This is a genomic window from Clostridium polyendosporum (assembly GCF_018332455.1).
Taxonomy (GTDB): domain Bacteria; phylum Bacillota; class Clostridia; order Clostridiales; family Clostridiaceae; genus Clostridium_AY; species Clostridium_AY polyendosporum.
In genome coordinates this window covers 143914-167541 of record NZ_BOPZ01000002.1, presented here as the reverse complement: position 1 = coordinate 167541, position 23628 = coordinate 143914, and the positions used below count along the sequence as shown (strand labels likewise).

Annotated in this window: 18 protein-coding genes; 7 read left to right on the top strand and 11 right to left on the bottom strand. The window is 31.2% G+C overall.

Annotated elements, in window-relative coordinates; all coding sequences use genetic code 11:
* Positions 1–341: 341 nt before the first annotated feature.
* The 5 genes from CPJCM30710_RS01830 to xylA all read right to left on the bottom strand — a co-directional run bounded on the left by CPJCM30710_RS01830 (position 342) and on the right by xylA (position 7387).
* The gene (locus CPJCM30710_RS01830) at positions 342–1400 is read right to left on the bottom strand and encodes an aldose epimerase family protein (protein ID WP_212902463.1); all 1059 of its coding nucleotides are present in this window, start codon (positions 1398–1400) and stop codon (positions 342–344) included.
* A gap of 386 nt (positions 1401–1786) precedes the next feature.
* Positions 1787–3778, bottom strand: coding sequence for a transketolase (gene tkt, locus CPJCM30710_RS01825; protein ID WP_212902462.1), 1992 nt, complete (start codon positions 3776–3778; stop codon positions 1787–1789).
* 32 nt (positions 3779–3810) lie between these two features.
* A complete protein-coding gene (fsa, locus tag CPJCM30710_RS01820) occupies positions 3811–4458 on the bottom strand; it encodes a fructose-6-phosphate aldolase (RefSeq protein ID WP_212902461.1) in 648 nt (215 codons plus the stop codon).
* A 25-nt stretch (positions 4459–4483) separates the two neighbouring features.
* Complete coding sequence (gene xylB, locus CPJCM30710_RS01815; protein ID WP_212902460.1) at positions 4484–5980, bottom strand: xylulokinase; 1497 nt, start codon at positions 5978–5980, stop codon at positions 4484–4486.
* A gap of 84 nt (positions 5981–6064) precedes the next feature.
* A complete protein-coding gene (gene xylA / locus CPJCM30710_RS01810; RefSeq protein ID WP_212902459.1) occupies positions 6065–7387 on the bottom strand; it encodes a xylose isomerase in 1323 nt (440 codons plus the stop codon).
* 723 nt (positions 7388–8110) lie between these two features.
* Here xylA and xylR point away from each other — a divergent pair.
* Complete coding sequence (xylR, locus tag CPJCM30710_RS01805; RefSeq protein WP_212902458.1) at positions 8111–9259, top strand: transcriptional repressor XylR; 1149 nt, start codon at positions 8111–8113, stop codon at positions 9257–9259.
* A 366-nt stretch (positions 9260–9625) separates the two neighbouring features.
* Here xylR and xylE read toward each other — a convergent pair whose 3' ends face one another.
* From xylE to CPJCM30710_RS01785, 4 genes are all read right to left on the bottom strand, one after another.
* Positions 9626–11020 (bottom strand): D-xylose transporter XylE, encoded by a 1395-nt coding sequence (xylE, locus tag CPJCM30710_RS01800; RefSeq protein WP_212902457.1) that lies wholly within the window; start codon positions 11018–11020, stop codon positions 9626–9628.
* 892 nt (positions 11021–11912) lie between these two features.
* Complete coding sequence (locus tag CPJCM30710_RS01795; RefSeq protein ID WP_212902456.1) at positions 11913–12704, bottom strand: histidinol-phosphatase HisJ family protein; 792 nt, start codon at positions 12702–12704, stop codon at positions 11913–11915.
* Between the two features lie 212 nt (positions 12705–12916).
* Entirely contained in the window at positions 12917–13093 is a 177-nt protein-coding gene (locus tag CPJCM30710_RS01790; protein WP_212902455.1) for an alpha/beta-type small acid-soluble spore protein, read from the bottom strand.
* 559 nt (positions 13094–13652) lie between these two features.
* Positions 13653–14549 carry an MBL fold metallo-hydrolase gene (locus CPJCM30710_RS01785; RefSeq protein ID WP_212902454.1) on the bottom strand — a complete coding sequence of 299 codons (897 nt, stop codon included), beginning with the start codon at positions 14547–14549 and terminating at the stop codon, positions 13653–13655.
* Positions 14550–14829: 280 nt separating this feature from the next.
* Between CPJCM30710_RS01785 and CPJCM30710_RS01780 the strand changes: the two genes are divergently transcribed.
* From CPJCM30710_RS01780 to CPJCM30710_RS01760, 5 genes are all read left to right on the top strand, one after another.
* Complete coding sequence (locus CPJCM30710_RS01780; protein ID WP_212902453.1) at positions 14830–15864, top strand: ABC transporter substrate-binding protein; 1035 nt, start codon at positions 14830–14832, stop codon at positions 15862–15864.
* Positions 15865–16094: 230 nt separating this feature from the next.
* On the top strand, positions 16095–16862 hold the full coding sequence (locus tag CPJCM30710_RS01775; RefSeq protein WP_212902452.1) for an ABC transporter ATP-binding protein: 768 nt from the start codon (positions 16095–16097) through the stop codon (positions 16860–16862).
* Positions 16852–17649 carry an ABC transporter permease gene (locus CPJCM30710_RS01770; RefSeq protein WP_212902514.1) on the top strand — a complete coding sequence of 266 codons (798 nt, stop codon included), beginning with the start codon at positions 16852–16854 and terminating at the stop codon, positions 17647–17649. The genes CPJCM30710_RS01775 and CPJCM30710_RS01770 overlap by 11 nt, the downstream gene beginning before the upstream one ends.
* A 391-nt stretch (positions 17650–18040) precedes the next feature.
* Positions 18041–18391 carry a CidA/LrgA family protein gene (locus CPJCM30710_RS01765; RefSeq protein ID WP_212902451.1) on the top strand — a complete coding sequence of 117 codons (351 nt, stop codon included), beginning with the start codon at positions 18041–18043 and terminating at the stop codon, positions 18389–18391.
* 16 nt (positions 18392–18407) lie between these two features.
* Entirely contained in the window at positions 18408–19115 is a 708-nt protein-coding gene (locus CPJCM30710_RS01760) for an LrgB family protein (RefSeq protein ID WP_212902450.1), read from the top strand.
* Between the two features lie 321 nt (positions 19116–19436).
* Here the strand turns inward: CPJCM30710_RS01760 and CPJCM30710_RS01755 are convergent, their stop codons facing one another.
* On the bottom strand, positions 19437–20609 hold the full coding sequence (locus tag CPJCM30710_RS01755) for an NAD(P)-dependent malic enzyme (RefSeq protein WP_212902449.1): 1173 nt from the start codon (positions 20607–20609) through the stop codon (positions 19437–19439).
* A 293-nt stretch (positions 20610–20902) separates the two neighbouring features.
* On the bottom strand, positions 20903–21784 hold the full coding sequence (locus tag CPJCM30710_RS01750) for a phosphotransferase enzyme family protein (protein WP_212902448.1): 882 nt from the start codon (positions 21782–21784) through the stop codon (positions 20903–20905).
* Positions 21785–22244: 460 nt separating this feature from the next.
* Between CPJCM30710_RS01750 and CPJCM30710_RS01745 the strand changes: the two genes are divergently transcribed.
* Positions 22245–23261 carry a polysaccharide biosynthesis protein gene (locus tag CPJCM30710_RS01745; RefSeq protein ID WP_212902447.1) on the top strand — a complete coding sequence of 339 codons (1017 nt, stop codon included), beginning with the start codon at positions 22245–22247 and terminating at the stop codon, positions 23259–23261.
* The last annotated feature ends 367 nt before the right edge of the window (positions 23262–23628 follow it).

The following is a 23628-nucleotide window of genomic DNA, read 5'->3' as shown; positions in this document are numbered from 1 at the left end:
TTTACACTATCTTATATAAAAAAACTATAGAATTACTCGTTTAAAATATATTGATTGACTTTATTATAACATAAAAAAATACTTTTTAAACAACTTTTTAAATCCTTCTTACAAAGTGCATAAAAATGCTTTTATATATGATATAGTCTTTTTGTATTATAAAACATTTCTATATATTCAAAGACCTAGCCTACGGACATCTAAAATCAGAATAATTAAAACATTAGTTTTTAAGAATTTATTATTCTGAAAAATATAAAACCCACTTTTTTGTGATGTAAAATTGATTTGCAGGTAAAACTTACTATGAAGGATGGCTTTTTATGATCAATGGTAATATGTTACCTAGTTAAAAATTTATACATAGTTGTGTGATTATATCGCTCTCCTGCCTTTAATATCGGGGAAGGAAAATGCTCATGTTTTACTGAATTAGGAAAATACTGAGTCTCAAGGCACAAACCACTGTTTTTAACGTATCGAGCACTATCTTTGCAACATTCAGATTCGTCAAGATAATTTCCAGTATACAGTTGTATCCCTGGTTTAGTTGTATAAACTTCCATCAATCTTCCATTGGATGCATCAAATACTTCAGCAGCCTTCTCTGCTTTTTCTCCACTTACATTCAACACCCAGTTATGGTCATAACCATGTCCAAAGGCTATTTGTTCATATTCACTAAATATTCCTGATTCTATTGGTGTTAACTTAGTGAAATCCATTAGAGTTCCTTTCACTCTTCTTATTTCTCCTGTTGGAATACTATACTTATCATTTACTGTAAATCTATCTGCATCAATCATAACTTCATGTTTTAGAATATCTCCGGATGCGTGGCCTGATAGATTAAAATACGAGTGATTTGTTAAATTCACCACCGTATCCTTATCTGAAATTGCAAGATAATCAATTCTAAGGGCATTGTCATCAGTTAGTGTATATATAACTTTAACATCAAGGTTTCCAGGATAACCTTCCTCACCATCTTTACTAATATAAGAAAGTTGAAGGCATTCATCTTGTCCTTTTCTTACTATCTCTGCTCGCCACACAACTTTGTGAAATCCTATAAGTCCACCGTGCAACTGATTCTCTCCTTCATTCTTTGTTACATTATATACTACACCGTTAATTTCAAAACTTGCATTTTCAATTCTATTTGCATGCCGTCCTATAATCGCACCAAAAAAAGACCCGTTTTTAAGATAACCATCCAACCTATCGTATCCTAATACAACATCATCAAGTTTGCCATTTTTATCAGGTACAATAAGTGATACAACTATACCACCGTAATTTGATATTTTCACCACCATACCATTATCGTTAGAAAGAGTAAAAATATCCACCTCTTTTCCCTCTAATGTCTTTCCATAAAAGCTTCTTGTAATTCCCATTATACGTTCCCCTTCCATAAATGAATTACCGCTTATAAAAATACTGGAATATCTAAATATTAATATCTACTCTTTTACCGAAAATCTTTATATTTATCAAAATTTGTATTAAACATAAATATTATGATTTTTATATAAACTTTATCATCCCAAATTAATTTACTAAGATATACTACTATAGATCACTTTATAAGATATGAATATTTATTAAAATTTCACTAAATATTATTACTTCACTAAAACTTAATCATCGTTTATAATTTTTGAACAATTTTAATTTTATACAAATTAACAAAGAAATTTATATACATACAAGCTAAAGATTAACCCTCCAGCTTGCATGTACATTGAAGTACAAAAATTCACATTATATATAATTATTAAATTTATTTCTTAGTAATTATTTCTAATGCTTTTTCTACTACATTTTTTACTGTAAATCCAAATTCCTCAAATAAGATTTTCGCTGGTGCAGAAGCGCCAAAATGATCTATAGAGATAACATTGCCGTCTAGACCTACGTATTTATGCCATCCAAAGGATGATGCTGCTTCTACAGCTAACCTATTTCTTACCTTCTTAGGTAGTATTTTTTCTTTATATTCTTCACTTTGTCTTTCAAATAATTCTAGTGAAGGCATACTTACTACTCTAGCATCGATACCTTTTTCTTCTAAGATTTCTGCAGCCTTATATATAAGTTCCACTTCTGAACCTGTTGCCATCAGTATAATATCTGCTATATCTTTCTTTGAATCTTTCAGTATATATGCACCCTTTAATGCTTCTAGTCCTGTTTCTTTATACAGTGGTAAATCTTGTCTTGTTAAAACTAAGCAGGTTGGTCCATCTGCCTTTGTTAGAGCATAGTCCCAAGCGGCTGCTGTTTCTTTTGAATCTGCTGGTCTGTAAACTGTCATATTTGGTATACTTCTTAGGGATGCTAGCTGTTCAATTGGTTCATGGGTAGGACCGTCTTCCCCTACACCTATACTGTCATGGGTAAGAACATAAACTACTGGCAATTTCATAAGAGCAGATAAGCGCATAGCACCTTTCATGTAGTCACTAAATACAAAGAAGGTTGCTACAAAAGTTTTTAATCCACCATATACAGTCATTCCATTGGCTATAGCAGCCATAGCATGTTCTCTTATTCCAAAATGAAGATTTGCCCCTGCTCTGTTTTCTTTTGAAAAGTCGCCTTTTCCTTCCATATATGTTTTAGTAGATGGAGCTAAATCTGCAGAACCTCCGATAAGGTTTGGAACTAAAGAAGCTAATTTATTTATTATAATTCCTGAAGAAGCTCTTGTAGCCATAGGTTTTTCAAAACTCCATAAGCTTTCTTCCTTATCCAAATCTACTGCTCCCTTGCCACTTAACCAAAGTTCTAATTCTTTTGAAAGCTCTGGATACTCCTTATCATATCCTTCCTTTAGCTTCTCCCATTTTTCTTCTTCACCCTTCAATTGTTCTGTTACTTCATGTAAATGAGACTTTACTTCATCTGGCACATGGAATTCTTCTTCATAATTCCATCCTAAAAATTCTTTTGCTGCTTTTATATTTTCTACACCTAAAGGCTCGCCGTGAGCTGATGATTTTCCCTGCTTTGCTGGACATCCATATCCTATTTGAGTTTTTACTATTACAATACTTGGTTTTTCTTTTTCTGCTTTTGCCATCTTTATAGCCTTATCTATTGAATCTACGTCGTTACCATCTTCAACTTTTACTGCATGCCAACCACAAGCTTCAAACTTCTTTTCTACATCTTCTGTAAAAGCTATATCTGTGCTACCTTCTATGGTTATATTATTGCAATCATATAGAAGTATAAGCTTTCCAAGTCCTAATGTTCCAGCTAAAGATATTGCTTCTAATGCTACTCCTTCCATTAAACAGCCATCACCTGTTAAAGCAAATGTATAGTTATCTATTATCTCAAATCCTGGCTTGTTAAATTTAGCAGCAAGATACTGTTCCGCCATAGCCATACCTACTGCATTAGCTATACCTTGACCCAATGGTCCTGTAGTAGTCTCTATACCTACGGTATGTCCATACTCAGGATGTCCAGGAGTCTTACTCTCCCATTGACGGAATTTCTTTAAATCCTCTATAGATAATTCATAATTAAATAAATGCAATAATGAATAAATTAACGCCGAACCATGCCCAGCTGAAAGTACAAATCTATCTCTTCCTATCCATTTAGTGTTGTATGGATTATGTTTCATATTTTTAGCCCATAAAGCATATGCCATAGGAGCTGCTCCCATTGGTAACCCTGGATGACCTGAATTTGATTTTTGCACCATCTCCGCTGACAATATTCTTATATTGCTTACTATTAACTGATCAGTATTCTTCATATCTTCGCCAACTCCCTATTCTTTATAAAATGTTACTTGTTTGCTACTGTCTCCCAATCCTTTAGAAATCTTTCTATACCTGCATCTGTTAACGGATGTTTAGTATTATCCAGAAGAACTTTATATGGAACTGTAGCTATATGACAGCCAGCTTTTGCTGCATTTACTACGTGCATTGAATTTCTTATACTTGCTGCTATTATTTCTGTTTTTAGATTATGAAGCTTAAATATTTCAACTATGTCTTTTATTAATACCATTCCATCAGAATTTATATCATCCAATCTTCCTACAAATGGGCTTACATAGGTTGCACCTGCTCTTGCAGCCATAAGCGCCTGAGATGCTGAAAAAATTAAAGTAACATTTGTCTTTATTCCTTCTGCTGTAAGTATTGTTACAGCCTTTAATCCTTCTATTGTTATAGGAATTTTTATTATGATATTTTTGTGTATTTTAGCAAGCTCTCTTGCTTCTTTAACCATTCCTTCTGACTCTAAACTAATTACCTCTGCACTTATTGGTCCGTCTACTATAGTAGTTATTTCTGTTACTACCTCCTTGAAGTCTCTTCCTTCTCTTGCTATTAATGAAGGATTTGTAGTAACACCACAAATAACCCCTATGTCATTAGCTTTCCTTATTTCATCTACATTTGCAGTATCAATAAATAATTTCATTTTTAGTCCTCCTGATAATAATATTTTATAAATTACTTATTTCTTCAAACTTGTCTTTTAAACAGCCATACAATGATGAATATACATTGTAAATCTTATTATAGTTTTCTACATTTTCTTTTATTGGTTCTGTTCTATCTGTTATATTTATTAACTCCTTACAAGCTTCATCTACAGTGTTATACAATCCACATCCTACTGCTGCTAATATAGCTGCTCCGTATGCTGGACCTTCCTTTGAATTTATTACATTTACATTTAAGTTAAATATATCTGCAAGTATTTGTCTCCAAAGCTTACTCTTAGAACCTCCACCGCTAACTCTTACTTCCTTAACTTCCACATTAAGGCTTTTTAATATTTCTAAAGAATCCCTAAGACCAAAGCAAACGCCCTCTAAAATAGATCTTGTCATATCTCCTCTTTTATGAGTGATATTTAATCCTATAAAGCTTCCTTTTGCATTTGCGTCACTGTGAGGAGTTCTTTCTCCCATAAGATACGGTAAGAATAATAATCTATTGCTACCTACTGGAGAATCCTCAGCTTCAGAAAGCAGCTTTTCAAAAACATTTCCATCAGCATCTGTATTAACGTTATCTACCCACCATTGTAAACAAGATGCTGCAGAAAGCATAACTCCCATTTGATGCCACTTTCCATTTGAATGGCAAAAGGAATGAAGCCTATTTTCCTTATCTACAGAGAATTTTTCGTCACAAGCAAAAACTACTCCAGAAGTTCCAAGTGCAACTGACAATACTCCCGCATCTACTGTACCTGTTCCTACTGCACCTGCAGCTTGATCTCCTGCACCAGCCATTACTAAGGTTTCTGTAGATAATCCTGTTTCCTTAGAAGCTTCTTTAGATACTTTTCCCACAACTTCCCAAGATTCATAAACCTTAGGTAAAACCTTTTCATCTATCTCTAATAAATCTAACATTGCTTCAGACCATTTTCTATTTTCTACGTCGAACATTACTGTTCCAGACGCATCTGATACATCTGAAGCAAAGCTACCTGTAAGCTTAAAACTTATATAATCCTTTGGAAGCATCATATGTGCTACCTTGCTATATATTTCTGGTTTATTCTCTTTAACCCATAGCACCTTAGGTATTGTAAATCCTGTTAAAGCTTTATTTCCTGTATATTTTGAGATCTTATCTTGGCCAAACTCATTATTTAGGTAATCACATTGTTTTTGTGTTCTTTGGTCACACCATAGAATTGCAGGCATTAGAACTTCATTTTTTTCATCAAGTAAAACTAAGCCATGCATTTGTCCACTAAAACTTATCCCGTTAATTTCCTCTGGCTTTACACTACCTCTACTTAACAATTCTTTAATTCCTTCTTTAGTGCCGTTCCACCAATCCTCTGGATTTTGTTCTGCCCAACCAACTGCAGGATAACTAACATCATAACTTTTAGAAGTGCTTTCAACGACCTTACCAGTTCCATCCATTATAATAATCTTAACAGAAGAAGTTCCTAAATCTATTCCTAAACAATTCATAAATAACCATCTCCTTACTATTGAATTTGTAAACACCTATATTAATATAGAGACAGTTTTAAAATACTGTCTCTATACTTAACATTACTTACCTTCAAATATATATTGGTTAACTATACTTTCAAGTAATTCCTGTCTTCCTGATTTGTTAACTATAATATTATTAGATAATGCATGTTTTTCTAACTCTTTAAGTCCAACTTTACCTTCTACAATTTCCTTACCTATTCCTTCGTTAAAGCTTGAATATCTTTCTTCCATGAACTTTTCTAAATCACCATTTTGTAGAAGATTATATGCAACTGTTAATCCTTTAGCGAATGTATCCATTCCTGCTATATATGCTAAGAATAAATCTTCTGCTTCAAAAGATGCTCTTCTAACTTTTGAGTCAAAGTTTAATCCACCTGGTGCAATTCCTCCATTCTTAAGTATTTCATACATCGCTAAAGTGGTATCGTATACATTTGTAGGGAATTGATCTGTATCCCATCCAAGCATTGGATCTCCTTGATTAGCATCTACGCTTCCTAAAACATTATTAATTCTTGCTACATGAAGTTCATGTTGGAAAGTGTGTTGTGCTAAAGTAGCATGATTCGCTTCTATATTTATTTTAAAATGCTTTTCTAGATTATACTTTCTAAGGAATCCTAAAACTGTTGCTGTATCAAAATCATATTGGTGCTTTGTAGGTTCCTTTGGTTTTGGTTCTATAAGGAATTGACCTGTAAATCCTATTTCTTTAGCGTAATCAACAGCCATTTGAAGTAATCTAGCAAAATTATCTAACTCTAATTCCATATTTGTATTTAATAAAGTTTCGTAACCTTCACGTCCACCCCAGAATACGTAGCCTTCACCACCTAATTCTTTTGTTACTTCAAGAGCTTTTTTAATTTGGGCTGCTGCATAAGCAAAAACTTCTGCATTACATGTAGTACCCGCACCATGAACATATCTTGGACTTGAGAAACAATTTGCTGTTCCCCATAATAGTTTCTTGTTATATTTTTTCATTAATTCTTTACATTGTGAAACGATTTCATCAAGCTTCTCATTAGTTTCTGCTAAAGTTTTTCCTTCTGGTGCAATATCTCTATCATGGAAACAGAAATATTCGATATCTAACTTGTCCATAAGTTCAAAAGCAGCTTCCATTCTAGCTTTTGCTAAAGCCATATCATCATTTTGACCATCCCATGGTCTAACCGCAGTTGCAACTCCAAAAGGATCTGAACCACCAGCAGTTAAAGTATGCCAGTAAGATAATGAAAATCTTAAATGTTCTTTCATTGTCTTTCCACCAATTACTTCATATGGATTGTAGTACTTAAATGCAAAAGGATTTGTTGATTTTGGACCTTCGTATTTTACTTTAGAAACATTAGGAAAATATTTGTTCATATTTAACACCTCTCATTTTTAATTTACAATTAATATTTAATTTACAATATAAGTATAACATTGGTATGAAACTTTTTCAATTACTTTTATAAACTATTTTACAAAGTATTTTACAAAGTTTTTTCAAAAGTTTTTTTAATTTTCTTTCGGTTATATAAAATAAATAATACAGTTAATATACTTACTATTGAGCACCAATATATCTAAAGTTGATAAGCCTAATAATAACCCAAGATAATATACTTATTACCTCATCAATACTGGGTATCAAAGTTGTTGAATATCCTACACCAACTACTGAGCCTAAACTGATGATGTATAACTTTCCATGATTCTTAACTTTCTTTTTTATTAAAGTTTGAATGGCTTCATTATATAAGAGGTTTCTATATAGAAGAAGTACAACTGGACATATACTTAGAAATTATCCCGATGAAATAAATCTTAGAAGCCAAAAGTAGTACTGCTTACTAGTAAGCGAATATAAAAGCTGGTAATAGGAATTTACAATTTTGCAATTAAGGATTATTCTTAGTTTGTCGGGTCTACAAACTAAATAGATGGTATTGTACACAGAAACAATCATTTTTTTCAATAATCTTCAAGATTTTTTAGTTTATTTTAGTTATAATAAAAGAAAGGTGGATTATTCAATGCATTTTTAACGGAAAATCTTTAAAAGAAAATACTATGATTTAAAAGTTTACAAAAGGAGTAAGTAAAATGGATATCGCAGATCAAGCTTTAGTCAAAAAATTAAATCAAAAGCTACTATTAAATGAAATCCTTAAAAATTCACCTATTTCAAGGGCAAAATTATCTGAAATAACTGGATTAAATAAATCTACTGTTTCCTCACAGGTAAACACGTTAATTGAAGAAAAGCTTATTTTCGAAATAGGTCAAGGACAGTCAACTGGTGGAAGAAAACCTGTAATGCTTATTTTCAATAAAAACGCTGGATACTCTATAGGAATAGATATAGGTGTTGATTATATTAATGGCATTTTAACAGATCTAGAGGGGAATATAGTTCTTGATATGTACTATGATTTAGCGGATTCTTCTCCTGAAATAACAAAAGATATTTTATTTAAAATTGTCAAACACTTTATTAGTCATATGCCAGATTCTTCATACGGTCTAATTGGTATAGGTGTATGTGTGCCTGGACTTGTAGATAGAAATGAAAAAATCATTTTTACCCCAAACTCCAACTGGAGTAATATTGACTTAAAGACTTTAATACAACAGGAGTTCAATGTGTCTGTTTTTATTGAAAATGAAGCAAATGCAGGTGCGTATGGAGAAAAAATATTTGGTGCTGCTAAAAATTATGATAACATCATCTATGTAAGTATCAGTACTGGAATAGGAATTGGAATTATTATCAATAATGAACTATACAGAGGGGTTAACGGTTTCTCTGGAGAAATGGGACACATGACAATAGATTTTAACGGCCCAAAATGTAGTTGTGGAAATCGCGGGTGCTGGGAATTATATGCCTCTGAAAAAGCATTACTAAAATCTTTTCAGAAAAAAAACAATACGATTTCATATCAGGAAATTATTGATCTTGCACACCAGAATGATGTTGAGATCTTAAATTTATTACAAAACTTCGGCCACTATCTAGGCATAGGCTTGACTAATATTCTTAATACTTTCAACCCACAAGCCGTCATTTTAAGAAACAACATAATCGAGTCACACTCCATGGTTTTGAATTCAATTAGAAATTCAGTCTCATCTAGAACTTATCCTGAATTAGATAATCATTATGAATTGCTGCCGTCTTCCTTAGGAAAGAATGCTGCAGCTTTGGGAGCATCCTCCATTGCTATTGAATATTTTCTAGATATGGTATAACGTAAAAAATACAATTTATAAAAAGCATGGCAAATTACCACATTCAGATTTTAGAGAAATTACACAACCCCTCTTTAAAGCTGGCCCCTTTTGGTTTAAAAGTGTACTTTTTACGAACAGATTAGGGTTTCTGATTAGTCTTCTCAATTCTTTTAAATGAAAAAAGTCGCAGCTTATTAACAGGCTGCAACTTTACTGATAAATATATTTGTCTTAAAGCAGTATTGTATCGACTTAAAAAGAATTAATTGTATAAACGCCACCTCATTTAATCATTCTTCAAAAAAGGATGGCGTTTATTCATTTTTGAGATACATATATACCTAAGATATATAGAGGTATTCTAAAACCATGCTTTATAGTATATTACGCCGATTCCCCCCAAACTTTTTCCATTTCTTCAAGAGTCTTTCCTTTGGTTTCAGGAACAAACTTCCAAACAAATAGAGCTGAAAGAACACTCATCAGTCCGTAAAAACCATAAGTTAGAGCACTACTATATTCCATCATCATTGGGTAAGTAGATGAAATTAGATAGTTAGCAGCCCATTGTGCAGCAACAGCAATTGCCACTGCTTTGCCACGAATTTTGTTAGGAAAGATTTCAGCAATTAGTACCCAACAAATAGGTCCCCATGACATCATAAATGAAGCTGTGTATATAATAATAAATACTAAAGTACTAATTCCAATAATATTTGAAAAAGCCATACCAGCCACACCAAACATACCAATAGCCATACCAACAGAGCCTACTACCAGTAAAGGTTTACGTCCCCATTTATCAACAGTCATAATGGCAACAACAGTAAAGATAACATTAACTAATCCCATAACAATTGTCTGTAACATAGAAGCATCTTGCCCAGCCCCCATACTTTCAAAAATTCTTGGAGCATAATACAAAGCAACATTGATACCAACAAACTGTTGGAAAACAGATAGCATGATTCCTATAAAAATTACTGTTTTTCCGTAGGCAAATAGTTTTTCGGTAGAATCATCTACAGTTGCTGTTTGTTTGATATCCTCTAAGATGACTTTTGCTTCTGAAGAACCATTAATTTTAGTTAGAATAGCTAGAGCTTTATCCTCTTCACCTTTTAGTGCTAAATAACGTGGTGATTCTGGTACAAAAAGTAAAGGTAAACCAAACATTATAGCTGGAACGGCATTCGATGCAAACATATATCTCCAGCCAATATCATTTACCCATTCTATTGTTTGTCCGTGAGCGATAGCCCAGTTAACAAAGTAAACGACTAGCATTCCAATAATGATCATAAGTTGATTGAAAGATATTAATCGACCACGAATATCAGCAGGAGCAATTTCTCCGATATACATTGGACAAATCGCTGAAGCTAAACCAACACCAATTCCCCCTATTATTCTATATATATTAAAGGCAATTAATAGAGAAATGGTTGGGTGCCCTTTTGTGAAAAATAAAAACTCAGGATAAGCAGAACCAAGGGCTGATACAAAGAAAAGTACTGACGCTATAATAAGAGATTTCCTACGTCCAAAATTTGATGCGAAACGACCAGATATTATACCTCCAATAATACAACCTATTAATGCACTTGAAATTGTTGCTCCATGTACTAATGCTCCTAGATTTAAACTATCAGTAAAATACACTTTTAATGATTTTTCAGCCCCAGATATTACAGCTGTATCATATCCAAAAAGTAAACCTCCAATGGTAGCCACTAATGTAATTACAAAAAGATAAACTGAGTTTCGATTTTGTTTCATAGTTTGTTAAAGACAGATTTTAATACCCAAAAAGAATTTAATTTACTAAATATTTGCTAAGTAACATTAAAGTGAACTATCGATTGTCCAAGCAACACTGGGTTATCAATGCTTCTTTAATTTCATTTAGTAATAAACTTTAATAACGCCTTCAATTCCATATAACCGATTTTTTAAAAAAACGTTTTCAAACCACCTTGCAAACATTAATATAATTAAAAGACAACTTGTAGTAACTTAATTCTTTATGGTTTAATATTCTAAAATCTGTCTCTATCCTCCTTTCTACTTTGAGTTAATAAATTACTTAAATAAAAGATCTTTTACTTATGAAAAAAACCATCAATATGTGTACGATTTCACATACTTTTCTCCCTCCTTTAATTAAATAAAATAAATTCACCACTTTGTTTGTTTATTGGATAAACTATGTTAACTAACTCATATACCAAATAATTGTTATTTTCAATAGTTTTTTGCGGTTTTTTTATAATTTTCCAAATATAACAAAAAATTAACCATTTAATACACTTTAAACGAGAACGTTTTAGAAGAAAATATTCTAACTTAGTTTAAAGATCATACAAAAAGAGTGGGTAAATTAGATATTTGATAAACGTTATCGAAAGAGGTGAAGCTACTCTTCAACAACATATCCATTAGATCTGAAATAAATCAACAATAATTATCACTAACTTATCTTTTGATAGATGAGGAGAAATATTTAGACACCCTGTAATGACAGAAGCTATGACTAATAGACTGGCCTATAAGTCATATGTTGTTAACATGAATACTATTAAATTTACCAATAGTGTGAATTTGCGTGTTAAAACAAAAAAATCACCATGCGAATTTCATGGCGATTTTGACTAACCCGTTGTCCTATTTTCTATATCTTTTTTGCAATCGGCTGCCTTTGATGATAAGTATATACGGACTTAAATCCAAGTTCTGAAAGTACATTTACTGCATATCTAATATCCCTTCCTACATCACCTTTTACATGAGCATCCGAACCGATAGTAATAATTTCTCCACCAATTTCTTTATATAGCTTCAAAACAGATATTGACGGCATTGTTTCTTTCACAGACGACCTTAATCCTGAGGTATTAACTTCTATACCCTTACCATTTTTAATTATCCCTCTTAGTACCTCCGCTATTACATCTCTATAATATTCATATGAATAATTTCCATGACTGTCATATGAGTATCTCTTCATAAGGTCTAAATGAGCGACAACATCTACATATGGAGAAGAAGATAGTTTACTCAATTTTTTAAAATACACATCCCAAATCTCCTTGTTATCCCTATCTTCTATGTACCTGCTTATCCCTTCAAGCCCGATATTATGAACAGAACCCAGCAAAAAATCAAAAGGCAGCTTTGTCAATTCACAACCCAGCTTATATTCATCTTCAAAAGGCTCGCAAATTTCAATGCCCATTTTCACAGCAATCTTACCTTTAAAAATGTCCCTACAAGTATTAATCTCAGAAAAATACTTGCTAAAATCAATAAATCCGTTAGATTTTATCCCTTCTTTTACAGAAAAATGATCTGTAAAACAGATTTCATCTAACCCCTCAACTACTGCTTGTTCGCACATTCCAGCCATAGTTTCATTAGAATCAAAAGAATTATTTGTATGAATATGATAATCAGATAAATACATAATAAAAATCCCTCTCTTTTGTTTTAATATTATAACAAACCCAAAGGCTCAGTCTGAGACTGAGTTTTAATTTATAGGCTCTGTTTAAAATTACATTATATTTCTATATAAACATTATAACAAATATCTTATAGGAAAATATAACTACCTTTGTATAAGATAGATTAAGTATAAAAAGCCCTAGAATAATCTAAAGCTTTTGTTATAATACGTTATTTTAAGTTTCGTTCGTAGCTTTCTACCATTTTTTTAACCATGTTCCCAGCTGTACTTGAGGGTAGATTTCCATCATGAACATCTTTTAAATTCACCCCAGCTTCAGCTGCTAATTCCATTTTCATTTTGCTTAACCCTTGTTTTGCTTCCGGTATTAATATTTTGTGTGCCATAATTCACTCCTCCTCATATTGAGTTTATATTTATAGTTTATATAAATTCAGGTTTGTTACCCTATCAAATTAATTGTAGGTTATATCATATTTTCCTATTAATATAAAAATATATATCAAATTGTCTTTGATACATACCATAACGGCTTTGGATATCTAAATTTATCCTTTAATGAATATTTTAAAACAAAAGCTTGAATCCTGCCTGTGAAAATGCCAGCGCCACTGATTCTCCCTCTCTATCAAGTACATAAGTATATCCTCCCCCTGGAATTATAATACTAACATATAAAAACACAAAAACTTCATAACCCCGCTCATTTACTATATGTTTTTATGTTTTTATCTTTTTATATTCTTATATTTTTGGACCTAGGTAATATTCTTCCATCCTATTATAAGAATGATGTGTCTTAATTACAATGATTTATTTTATATAAATTTAAGAATATAGTTATTGTTTTGTTCAGCAGAACTAATTAGTTTTAAATTGCAATTATTTGAATCATCCTGTTCTTTTTTGGAAAAACACTTGTATGTTAAGTATCAACAAATGGCATTATGTAGATTTTGAGTACTTAAGAAATCCATCCTCCATATTTAACTCTATACTTCCTGTCTCATTCAAATATTCAACATAGGATTTCAACATTCTTTCAATAAATATATATTTATATGTGTTATCTACATGAATATTAAAATTTTTAATAACAGCTTTCAAAGTTTCTTCCATTGTCATAGCACCATCTATAACATCATATATTCTTTTGGCTTTATTTTTATAAAAATTTATATTATCTGTTATTAGTTCTGTAATATCATCATACATTCCTTTATGTGCTATTATATATTTGCTGTACTTTAAGTCATAAAGCTTTGTTTTACTTTTCAAGTCCTCTTTTAATATATACGTGTAAGGCATTTTAGATCCTTTCATGACCTCATAACTTATAAGTGAATCTCCTAAATATAAAACATCATCTGGTGTAGCGATGCATATATGTGCAGGGCTATGACCTGGTGTATGAATAACTTTAAATTTAATATTACAAACATATATAGAATCTTGTTCATCTGAAATCATAACGTCTGTTTTACAAATCATATGTCCAAAATGCTCTATAACATCAGATAATGTCTGGCTACTATAATAAACTTTAAGATTGACTGTAGAACTACAAAGAAGAGCTTCATGGGATGGCATGGCTATAACACAATTGTATTTTTCTTTTAAGTAAGCATTGTTTCCAATATGGTCTCTGTGTGCATGACTGCATATTATACCAACTACTTTAAAACTGTTTTTTTCTAGAAGTGTATTTATTTCTTCTCTTTCTCTTTTTGCCAATCCTGAATCCAACATAATAATTTCTTCATCATTAATTTTATAAAAAGGTATATATGTTATTCCCGTATCAATACAAAATGTATTTCCCTTTACTTTCTTTATCTCCATATACTCGCCTTAATGAAAGAGTATGGTAAACATACAAAATCACTAAATGTTCACTCCTTTCCTTTTATATTATTACTGAAAATATGAGTATACAAATTATAGCATATTCCCCACCCTACTATACACCTATTTTTACACGAAATATAAAGTGAAAGATTTATAAATAAAGTTCCTTTTAACGCTTATATTTCTATTACAAAAATCCCCTTATAAGTAACCGTTCCAGATTTCTATTCATATCATAAAGTAAATCAATTCAAATACATCAAAGGGGAGCCAAATGAAAAAATCTAAATTACTAACCATCACTTCTGTACTTATGATATTGGTATTAACCTTAGTTTCCTGCGAAATCACTAAAACTAATACCAAGGATACTAAAGCACTTACAAAGGTAAGATTAAACGAAGTGGTTCGTTCAGTATTCTACGCTCCAATGTATGCAGCTATAAATCAGGGATTTTTTAAAGAAGAAGGCTTAGAAATTGACTTGTCTACTGGTCAGGGGGCAGATAAAACAGCTCAACAAGTACTATCAAAAAATGCTGATATAGGATTCTGCGGACCTGAACAAATCATTTATATTCACAATCAACAAAGGGACGACTTACCTGTAATTTTTGCACAACTCACTCAAAGGGACGGCTCTTTCTTAGTATCAAGAAGTAAAGAAGAAGACTTTAAATGGGAATCCCTAAAAGGTAAGACTATAATTGGTGGTAGACCTGGTGGAGTGCCTGAAATGTCTCTAGAATATGTTTTAAGAAATCATGGTATTCAACCAAATAAAGATGTTAAAATCATTACTAATTTAGCCTTCACAGCAACAGCTGGAGCCTTTAAAAGTGGTACAGGAGATTATGTCGCACTTTTCGAACCTACCGCATCAATGTTAGAAAAAGATAATGCTGGTTATATAGTTGCATCAGTAGGACAATCTGCTGGGGTTATTCCTTATACCTGTTTCTTCTCAACTAAATCATATATTAATCAAAATCCACAAATTATAGAGAAATTTACAAGAGCAATTTATAAAGGTCAACTCTGGGTACAAAAGAGCAGTGATGAAGAAGTAGCTAAAGCAATAAAGTCCTTCTTCCCAGGAACTGATGAGGACATTTTAGTTAATGTAATAAAAAATTATAGAAGCATAAATGCCTTTGCACCTAATCCTACAATGCAAGAAGAAGCTATGTCAAAACTTATGGATATCATTCAATCTTATGATTCAAATTTAATCCCTGCAAGACCTTCTTTTGAAAAACTCGTTGACAACAGCTTTAGTGAAAAAGTAGTTAAGGAACTTTCTAAGTAAAGCTAAAGCTGAGCAGGTATCGAGCCTACTTAGCTTTAGCTAGGCTTCACTTTGTGAAATGACAGCACGTAAGGCAATATATTTATTAGTATCTCAATTTTTAGTACCTTTGTGAAATTACAATGATTTTAATTATAAATTGTTTATTAGTCATATTGTTGTCACGGATTAAAGATGAACAATTTCAATTCTTAATCCGTGACAAAAATTTTAATGGATGGTGATAATAAATGAATCTACTTACACTAGAAAATATCTCTATGAGATATCACACTCCATCTGGAGTTGTAGATGCACTGAAAAATATTACCTTCTCTATTTATAAGGGAGACTTTATAAGTCTTATAGGACCTTCTGGTTGTGGTAAATCTACTATTCTTAATTTAATTTCAGGACTCATTTATCCTTCCTCAGGTAAAATACTATATAAAGATAAACCTCTTGTAGGTAATAGGGAGATGCTTGGCTATATGTTTCAAAAGGACCACCTTTTTGAGTGGCTAACTGTTTGGGATAACGTAATTTTAGGACTTAAAATAAAGAAAAAATTAACTATAGAAAATAAAGAAAAAATCGAAAAGATGTTATCTCTATACGGTTTATCTAAATTTAAGAAAAGCTATCCTAGTCAACTTTCTGGAGGCATGAGACAAAGAGTTTCACTTATCAGGACTCTTGCTTTAGATCCAGAAATACTACTTTTAGACGAGCCCTTCTCTGCTCTTGATTATCAAACTCGTCTTAAAGTATGTGATGAAATCTTTCATATAATTAAAAATGAAAATAAAACTGCTATTATGGTAACCCACGATATTTCTGAGGCTATTTCTACATCTTCTAAAATTGTTATGCTATCCAAACGTCCTTCTTCAGTAAAAGAAATAATAAATTTAGAATTTTCAAGTTCAGAACTTTCACCTCTTCAAAGAAGGGAAGAACATGAGTTTAGAGATTATTTTAACAGAGTATGGAAGGAGCTGGATCATAATGATGAATGAAAATAAAGAACATGAACTATATCTAAAGAAAATAAGAAATGATCGTATTAAATTGGGGATTGTAAGGGCCCTTGTTCTCATAATTTTTATAGCCCTTTGGGAGATAGCTGGAGATTTAAAATGGATAGATCCTTTTCTAACTTCTACTCCATCAAGAGTTGTCAAATCTTTAATCTCATTTTATAAGGAAGGGACTCTATTAAAACACATTGGTATTACCTGCTATGAAACTATTTTAGGTTTTACTTTAGGAACATTACTCGGTACTTTTATTTCAATACTTTTCTGGTGGAGTGAGTTCGCCTCTAAGGTAGCAGAGCCATATCTTGTTGTTTTAAATGCTCTACCTAAAGTTGCTCTTGCACCAATTATCATTTTCTGGGCAGGCAACGGAATTACACCAATTATTGTTATTGCACTACTTATTTCAATTGTAGTTACTATAATAAGTGTACTAGCAGGCTTTAAAGAAGTTGATGAAGAAAAAATAAAATTAATGCAGACCTTCGGAGCCTCTAAACCGCAGATATTAAGATATCTTATAATTCCAGCTTCCATCCCAACACTTATATCAGCTTTAAAAATAAATGTTGGACTTTCATGGGTTGGAGTGATTATGGGAGAATTCTTAGTTGCAAAGGATGGATTAGGATTCTTAATTGTATATGGTGGTCAAATAGCACAACTAGATATGGTTATGATGAGTATAATAATTCTCTCTGTAATAGCTTATCTAATGTACAAAATTGTTACAATATTAGAAAATAAGATAAGAATTAAATACTAAGTTATATTTCTTAAAAAATATTATGTCTTTTTATTTTAGTTGTAATTTATCGAATAACTTGAATAGGTATCGGCCCTATTCAAGCCTAGCTAGATTTCACTGTGTGAAATGGAAGCAAGTAAAGATACACAAGTTTAATTACCTATTATAGATTTAGAAAATACTATAAAGTTTTCAAGTATTTTCTAAAATTCTATATTAAATTTTAAACTTTTGTATCTTTATTTATGTAAATAGCTACATTTATTAAGAAAACAAAACAATAAGGTGTTCATTGCGCTAAATGAAAAATGAAATTGTTTTAAATGTGTTATATAAACTTATACAATATTTTACCTTCATTGAATAAAGTGATAAAGTAAAAAGAGAGTATTGGGAAGGGGGCTTTTTAATGAAGCTATTTCGAGAACTTTTAATTATATTAATTATATTTTTTATAGGTGAAACAACTTCTAAAATTCTACACTTACCTGTACCAGGTAATATAATAGGAATGCTTCTTTTATTACTGCTATTGCTAACTAATATTATTAAGGTCAACCAGGTAGAAACAATAGCAAAATTCTTTTTAGATCACTTAGCTTTTTTCTTTGTACCAGCAGGCGTTGGACTTCTTGCCTCACTAAATATATTAAAAGATTCATGGGGAAAAATACTTTTGGTTTGTCTATTAACAACAAGTATAACAATAGCAGTAACTGGTTTCGTTGTTCAGTTGTTAACACCAAAAGAAAAAAAATAAATAAGGAGGTATTTCTATGAATGTAATTACTAATAATGCTCTTTTTGGCATTGCTTTATCCTTAATTGCTTTTGAAATTGGAATTATATTTTATAAGAAAACAAAATTACCTATCTTTAACCCTTTATTAATAGCAATAGCTTTAATAATAGTTTTTTTAACGACCTTCAATATAGATTTAGAAACCTATAATGAAGGTGCTCAATTTATAAATATTTTTCTTGGACCTGCAACTGTTATTTTAGCCGTACCTTTATATAAGCAAATAAATTTACTAAAAAGATATTCTTTACCTATAATAGCAGGAATCTTTATTGGAAGTACGGTTGGTATAACAAGTATTATAATATTATCATATTTACTTGGATTAAATGATACACTTATAAAGTCTCTTGTACCAAAATCTGTGACAACACCAATAGGCATAGAAATTAGTAGTCAACTAAATGGAATAATATCTATAACAGTTGTAGGTATAATTGTTTCTGGTATTATCGGTGCAGTTTTCGGTCCGCTAATATGTAAAATATTAAAGATAGAGAATAATATTGCTGTAGGCATTTCTTTAGGTACTGCTTCTCATGCAGTAGGCACAACAAAAGCTTTAGAAATAGGAGAAACTGAGGGGGCTATGAGTAGCCTTTCTATAGGCATTGCAGGTATAATGACTGTTTTCCTCGCTCCAATAATATATAATATTTTATACAAAATTCTACATATGTAGTAAAAATTTAATTTATTCACCATATGAGAAAAATAAGATTAAATATACATTCAACCTATTTTAGTCAACCCCACTTTGTAAAATGATAGTATATAAAAGAGACTCCTATGTAGCCATGCTACATAGGAGCCTCTTTTATTTAACTGTTCATATGGGTAGTACTTGCATTATGGATACACAACTTCATAACTGAATTTATAATCCATAAAAATAGCCCAATATGCACTACTTTTTCATGAATTGTTTAAGATTTGAAGTAGTGTATCTTTATTACCCCCATTTTAAAACTTTACATTTATAATAATGAAAACTCATCATAAACTATATTCTTGCAACACCTGTTTCTCTTGCAGCTTTAGCTACCGCATCCGCTACCTTTAGTGCTATTGTCTTATCTAATGCAAATGGAATAACATTTTCTGAACTTAATTCTTCTTCTTTAACTATATTAGCTATGGCATATGCTGCTGCAATCTTCATTTCTTCATTTATTTCTTTTGCTCTAACATCTAATGCACCTCTGAATACACCTGGGAAAACAAGAACGTTGTTTATTTGATTTGGGAAGTCTGAACGTCCTGTACCTATTACTTTTACACCTGCAGCCTTTGCTTCATCTGGCATGATTTCTGGAACTGGATTTGCCATTGCAAATACTATAGCATCTTTATTCATTGTTTTAACCATTTCAGTCTTTAATATTCCTGGAGCTGAAACGCCAATAAATACGTCTGCTCCAACTAAAGCGTCTGCCATAGTTCCTTGTATGTTATCAGGATTTGTTACTTCAGCTAAAGCTTTCTTAGCATCATCAACATTTTCTATTCCTCTATAAAGAATCCCTACCTTATCACAAGCAATTAGATTCTTAACTCCTGTTGAAAGTAAAAGCTTAGCGATTGCTGTACCAGCTGCCCCTGCACCATTTACAACTACTTTTAAGTCTTTCATTTTCTTTCCAACTAACTTAAGTGCATTGATTAATCCTGCAAGAACTACGATAGCCGTACCATGTTGGTCATCATGAAATACTGGTATATCTAATTCTTTCTTAAGTCTTTCTTCGATTTCAAAGCATCTTGGTGCTCCTATATCTTCTAAGTTTATTCCTCCAAATCCCGGAGATATTAATTTAACAGTTTTCACTATTTCATCAACATTTTTAGTGTCTAAGCATATTGGGAAAGCATCTACTCCAGCAAACTCCTTAAATAGAATAGCTTTTCCTTCCATAACTGGCATACCAGCTTTTGGACCTATATCACCTAACCCTAGTACCGCTGTTCCATCAGTAACTACTGCTACAAGATTTCCTTTTGAAGTATATTTATATACATTTTCTTCATTTTCGTGGATCTTTCTGCATGGCTCTGCAACACCAGGACTATAAGCTAAACTTAAATCATCCCTTGTTTCTACCTTAATTTTTGAAACAACTTCAACCTTCCCTACACTTCTTTCGTGAAGCTTTAAGCTTTCTTCAAAGTAATTCATATCTTTCATCCTCCTAGAAGTTTTTTGTTCCTCACTCATTATATAATACCAGTTTGACCTTAAATTTCAAATGCATTTTGTTTTTTTAGTTTTGTTTATCTATAAATTAACAGCTTAAATCTTTTTAGAATTACCATCTATTTTTATTACCATGAGATTATCTTCAATAATCATTACTTGAATCATCTTAGTCATTCTCTTCCATATATGTAAAAAAGGCTGTAACAAAAGTATAAAAATACCTTTTCTACATGCCTCTTTTCTGTATTGCATCAAAACACGGAAAAATAATTTTAAAGTACTGAGATCAACTCATCTCTATTTGCTATTGCGAATTTTAGTATATCAAGCATATTATTTTCGGTTCCTGGTTGATAGGATGGCATATGTGCCAGCTGCCAAAAAACAGCTCCAGCATAGATAAGTTGTTTATCCTTAGTTTCTAATTTAGTTATAGATGAATATCCCGAGTAAAAGGCTTTTGCATTCTCATAGTTAAACCTTAGATCGCCAGGACCATGAAATCGTACAAATTGTGTTATAAGCGGAAAACCTGCATCGATGTAAATAGAACCTTTCCCAGCTCCATCGAAATCAATCAGTATTACTTTATTATTCTTATTTATTATCGCATTATGGGGTGCAATATCTGTATGGATAAATCCCTGCCTATAATCATAGAAATTTGGGAGTACATCGATTATTTTATATAACTTACTTTTGTAGGGACATTCATAAAACTTTTTATAAGCCTCTTCAATAGTATCATTTATCCTTATATCACTCTCTATTTGAAAATCATCAAAAGAGTGTAATAAAGCGATAGTTTCTCCTAATCTATATTCGTCTTCCAGTTCTTCCCCTAAGGTTCGCCCATCAATATATTCCATGATGCATATAAATTTATTATCAATTTTAGCATAGGAATTACCCTCCTTATCCATTAGAATTTTGGGAGCAAGTTTTACTGGCTTGTTTTCTAAATACTCTAGCACCGAAATATACCTTAAAAAGCTTTCTTCAGAATACGTTGGGCCAAATCCCATCAATATAAATTTTCCTTCATTTGTTTCTATCAAGTATATTTTTTTAGATATTCCAGATCTAATAGCTTTAATTAATTCAACTTTCTTAAAGCCCCATATTTTATAGACCTGATTTAATAAGTTATCCATTAGTTTTCCCCCTCAATTTTTACAAGGCAGATTAGTAGAAATTACATTTAAAAACTATATAAATAAAAATAAGTAACCTTAATCTTAGCTAATTCAGTGATAGAGTTATTTTATCTATCTCTTAACAACATTGAATAATTAATAGATAGTTATTATTTTCTTAATACATTATATGGAAATAATGTAACGTCTGTGTCTGTATCCATTGAAACCTCTAAATTGAACTTTTAGTTTACTGTATAAAACTATGAATAATGAGTTCTTTATCATAGAAGCATAAATTCATGTGTTTTCCTATAATGATAGGAAACCTATTTAGTTTCGTGCATATTATAATACGACAATATTTTAAAAACATAGAGCTTTATATGCATCTTAGTATTAAAATGAGATTTTTATATATTAAAGTTTAAATAACGTTGAATTAAGCAAATGATTATATCACGGGAGGGAATGATAGATGTTTAAAAATAACATCATTTTAATAACTGGAGGTACAGGTTCCTTTGGTAACGCAGTATTAAATAGATTTTTAAACACAGACATCAAAGAGATACGTATATTTAGCAGAGACGAGAAAAAACAAAATGATATGAGATTAAAATATAATAATAAAAAAATTAAATTTATTATTGGTGACATAAGAAGCTTTGAAAGCTTATATAGTGCCACAAAAGATGTAGATTATATTTTTCATGCAGCTGCATTAAAGCAAGTGCCGACATGCGAGTTTTATCCTATAGAAGCTGTTAGAACAAATGTATTGGGAACACAAAATCTAATAAATGCAGCAGTTGAAAACAATGTACGCAAAGCCATATTTTTAAGTACTGATAAAGCAGTATACCCTATAAATGCCATGGGTATGTGTAAGGCATTAATGGAAAAATTAGTTGCTGCAAAGTCTAGAGAATTAAACGCTTCAGAAACAGTACTATGTTGTACCCGTTATGGCAATGTTATGTGCTCAAGAGGTTCTGTAATACCTTTATTTATACAACAAATTAAAAACGATGAACCGATAACTATAACAGATCCAAATATGACTAGATTTTTAATGAGTCTTGATGAGGCCATTGATTTAGTTATAAATGCATTTAAACATGGTGTTCAAGGCGACACTTGGGTTCAGAAGCCCCCAGCATCTACTATATATGATTTGGCTATTGCCCTAAAAGAATTATTTAAATCAAATACAGAAATCAAAATAATTGGAGTTAGACATGGTGAAAAAATTCATGAAACTTTAGTCACTAGAGAAGAGATGTTACGATGTGAAGATAACGGCAATTATTATAGAATTAAATCTAATAATGCAAATTTGCATAACAGCAATGACTTTGTAGAAGACCAATTTAATATATTAAATGCAACAGATTATACATCTGAAAATACAACCAGGTTAAATGTTGATGAAATAAAGGAAAAACTGATAAAACTTGACTATGTAAAAAGGGAACTGGAAAATCTTAAATAGAAATGTAATTCACTAAGCTATGAAGCTATATTCTACTTCATAGCTTTTTACATTCTAAAGAAGTAAAAATATGTTATTATCAATACAATTTATACACAATAAACAAGATACTTCCATATATTGATATAGAATAAATAGTTTCGACATTATTTCTTACGCAGTTGATGCTATTTTATATACACCTATAAATATTAATTATCAAAAATATCCATATCAGATACTAACATATAACGATAGCAAAGTCTTCGTTTACCATCTGACTATATAGATTACACATATATACTAAAGTCTTAAATTATTAAAAAGTACAAAGGTATAGTTAATAAAGGTAGAAAGATTAGTTGAAAATTTAGTTTTTTTAATACCT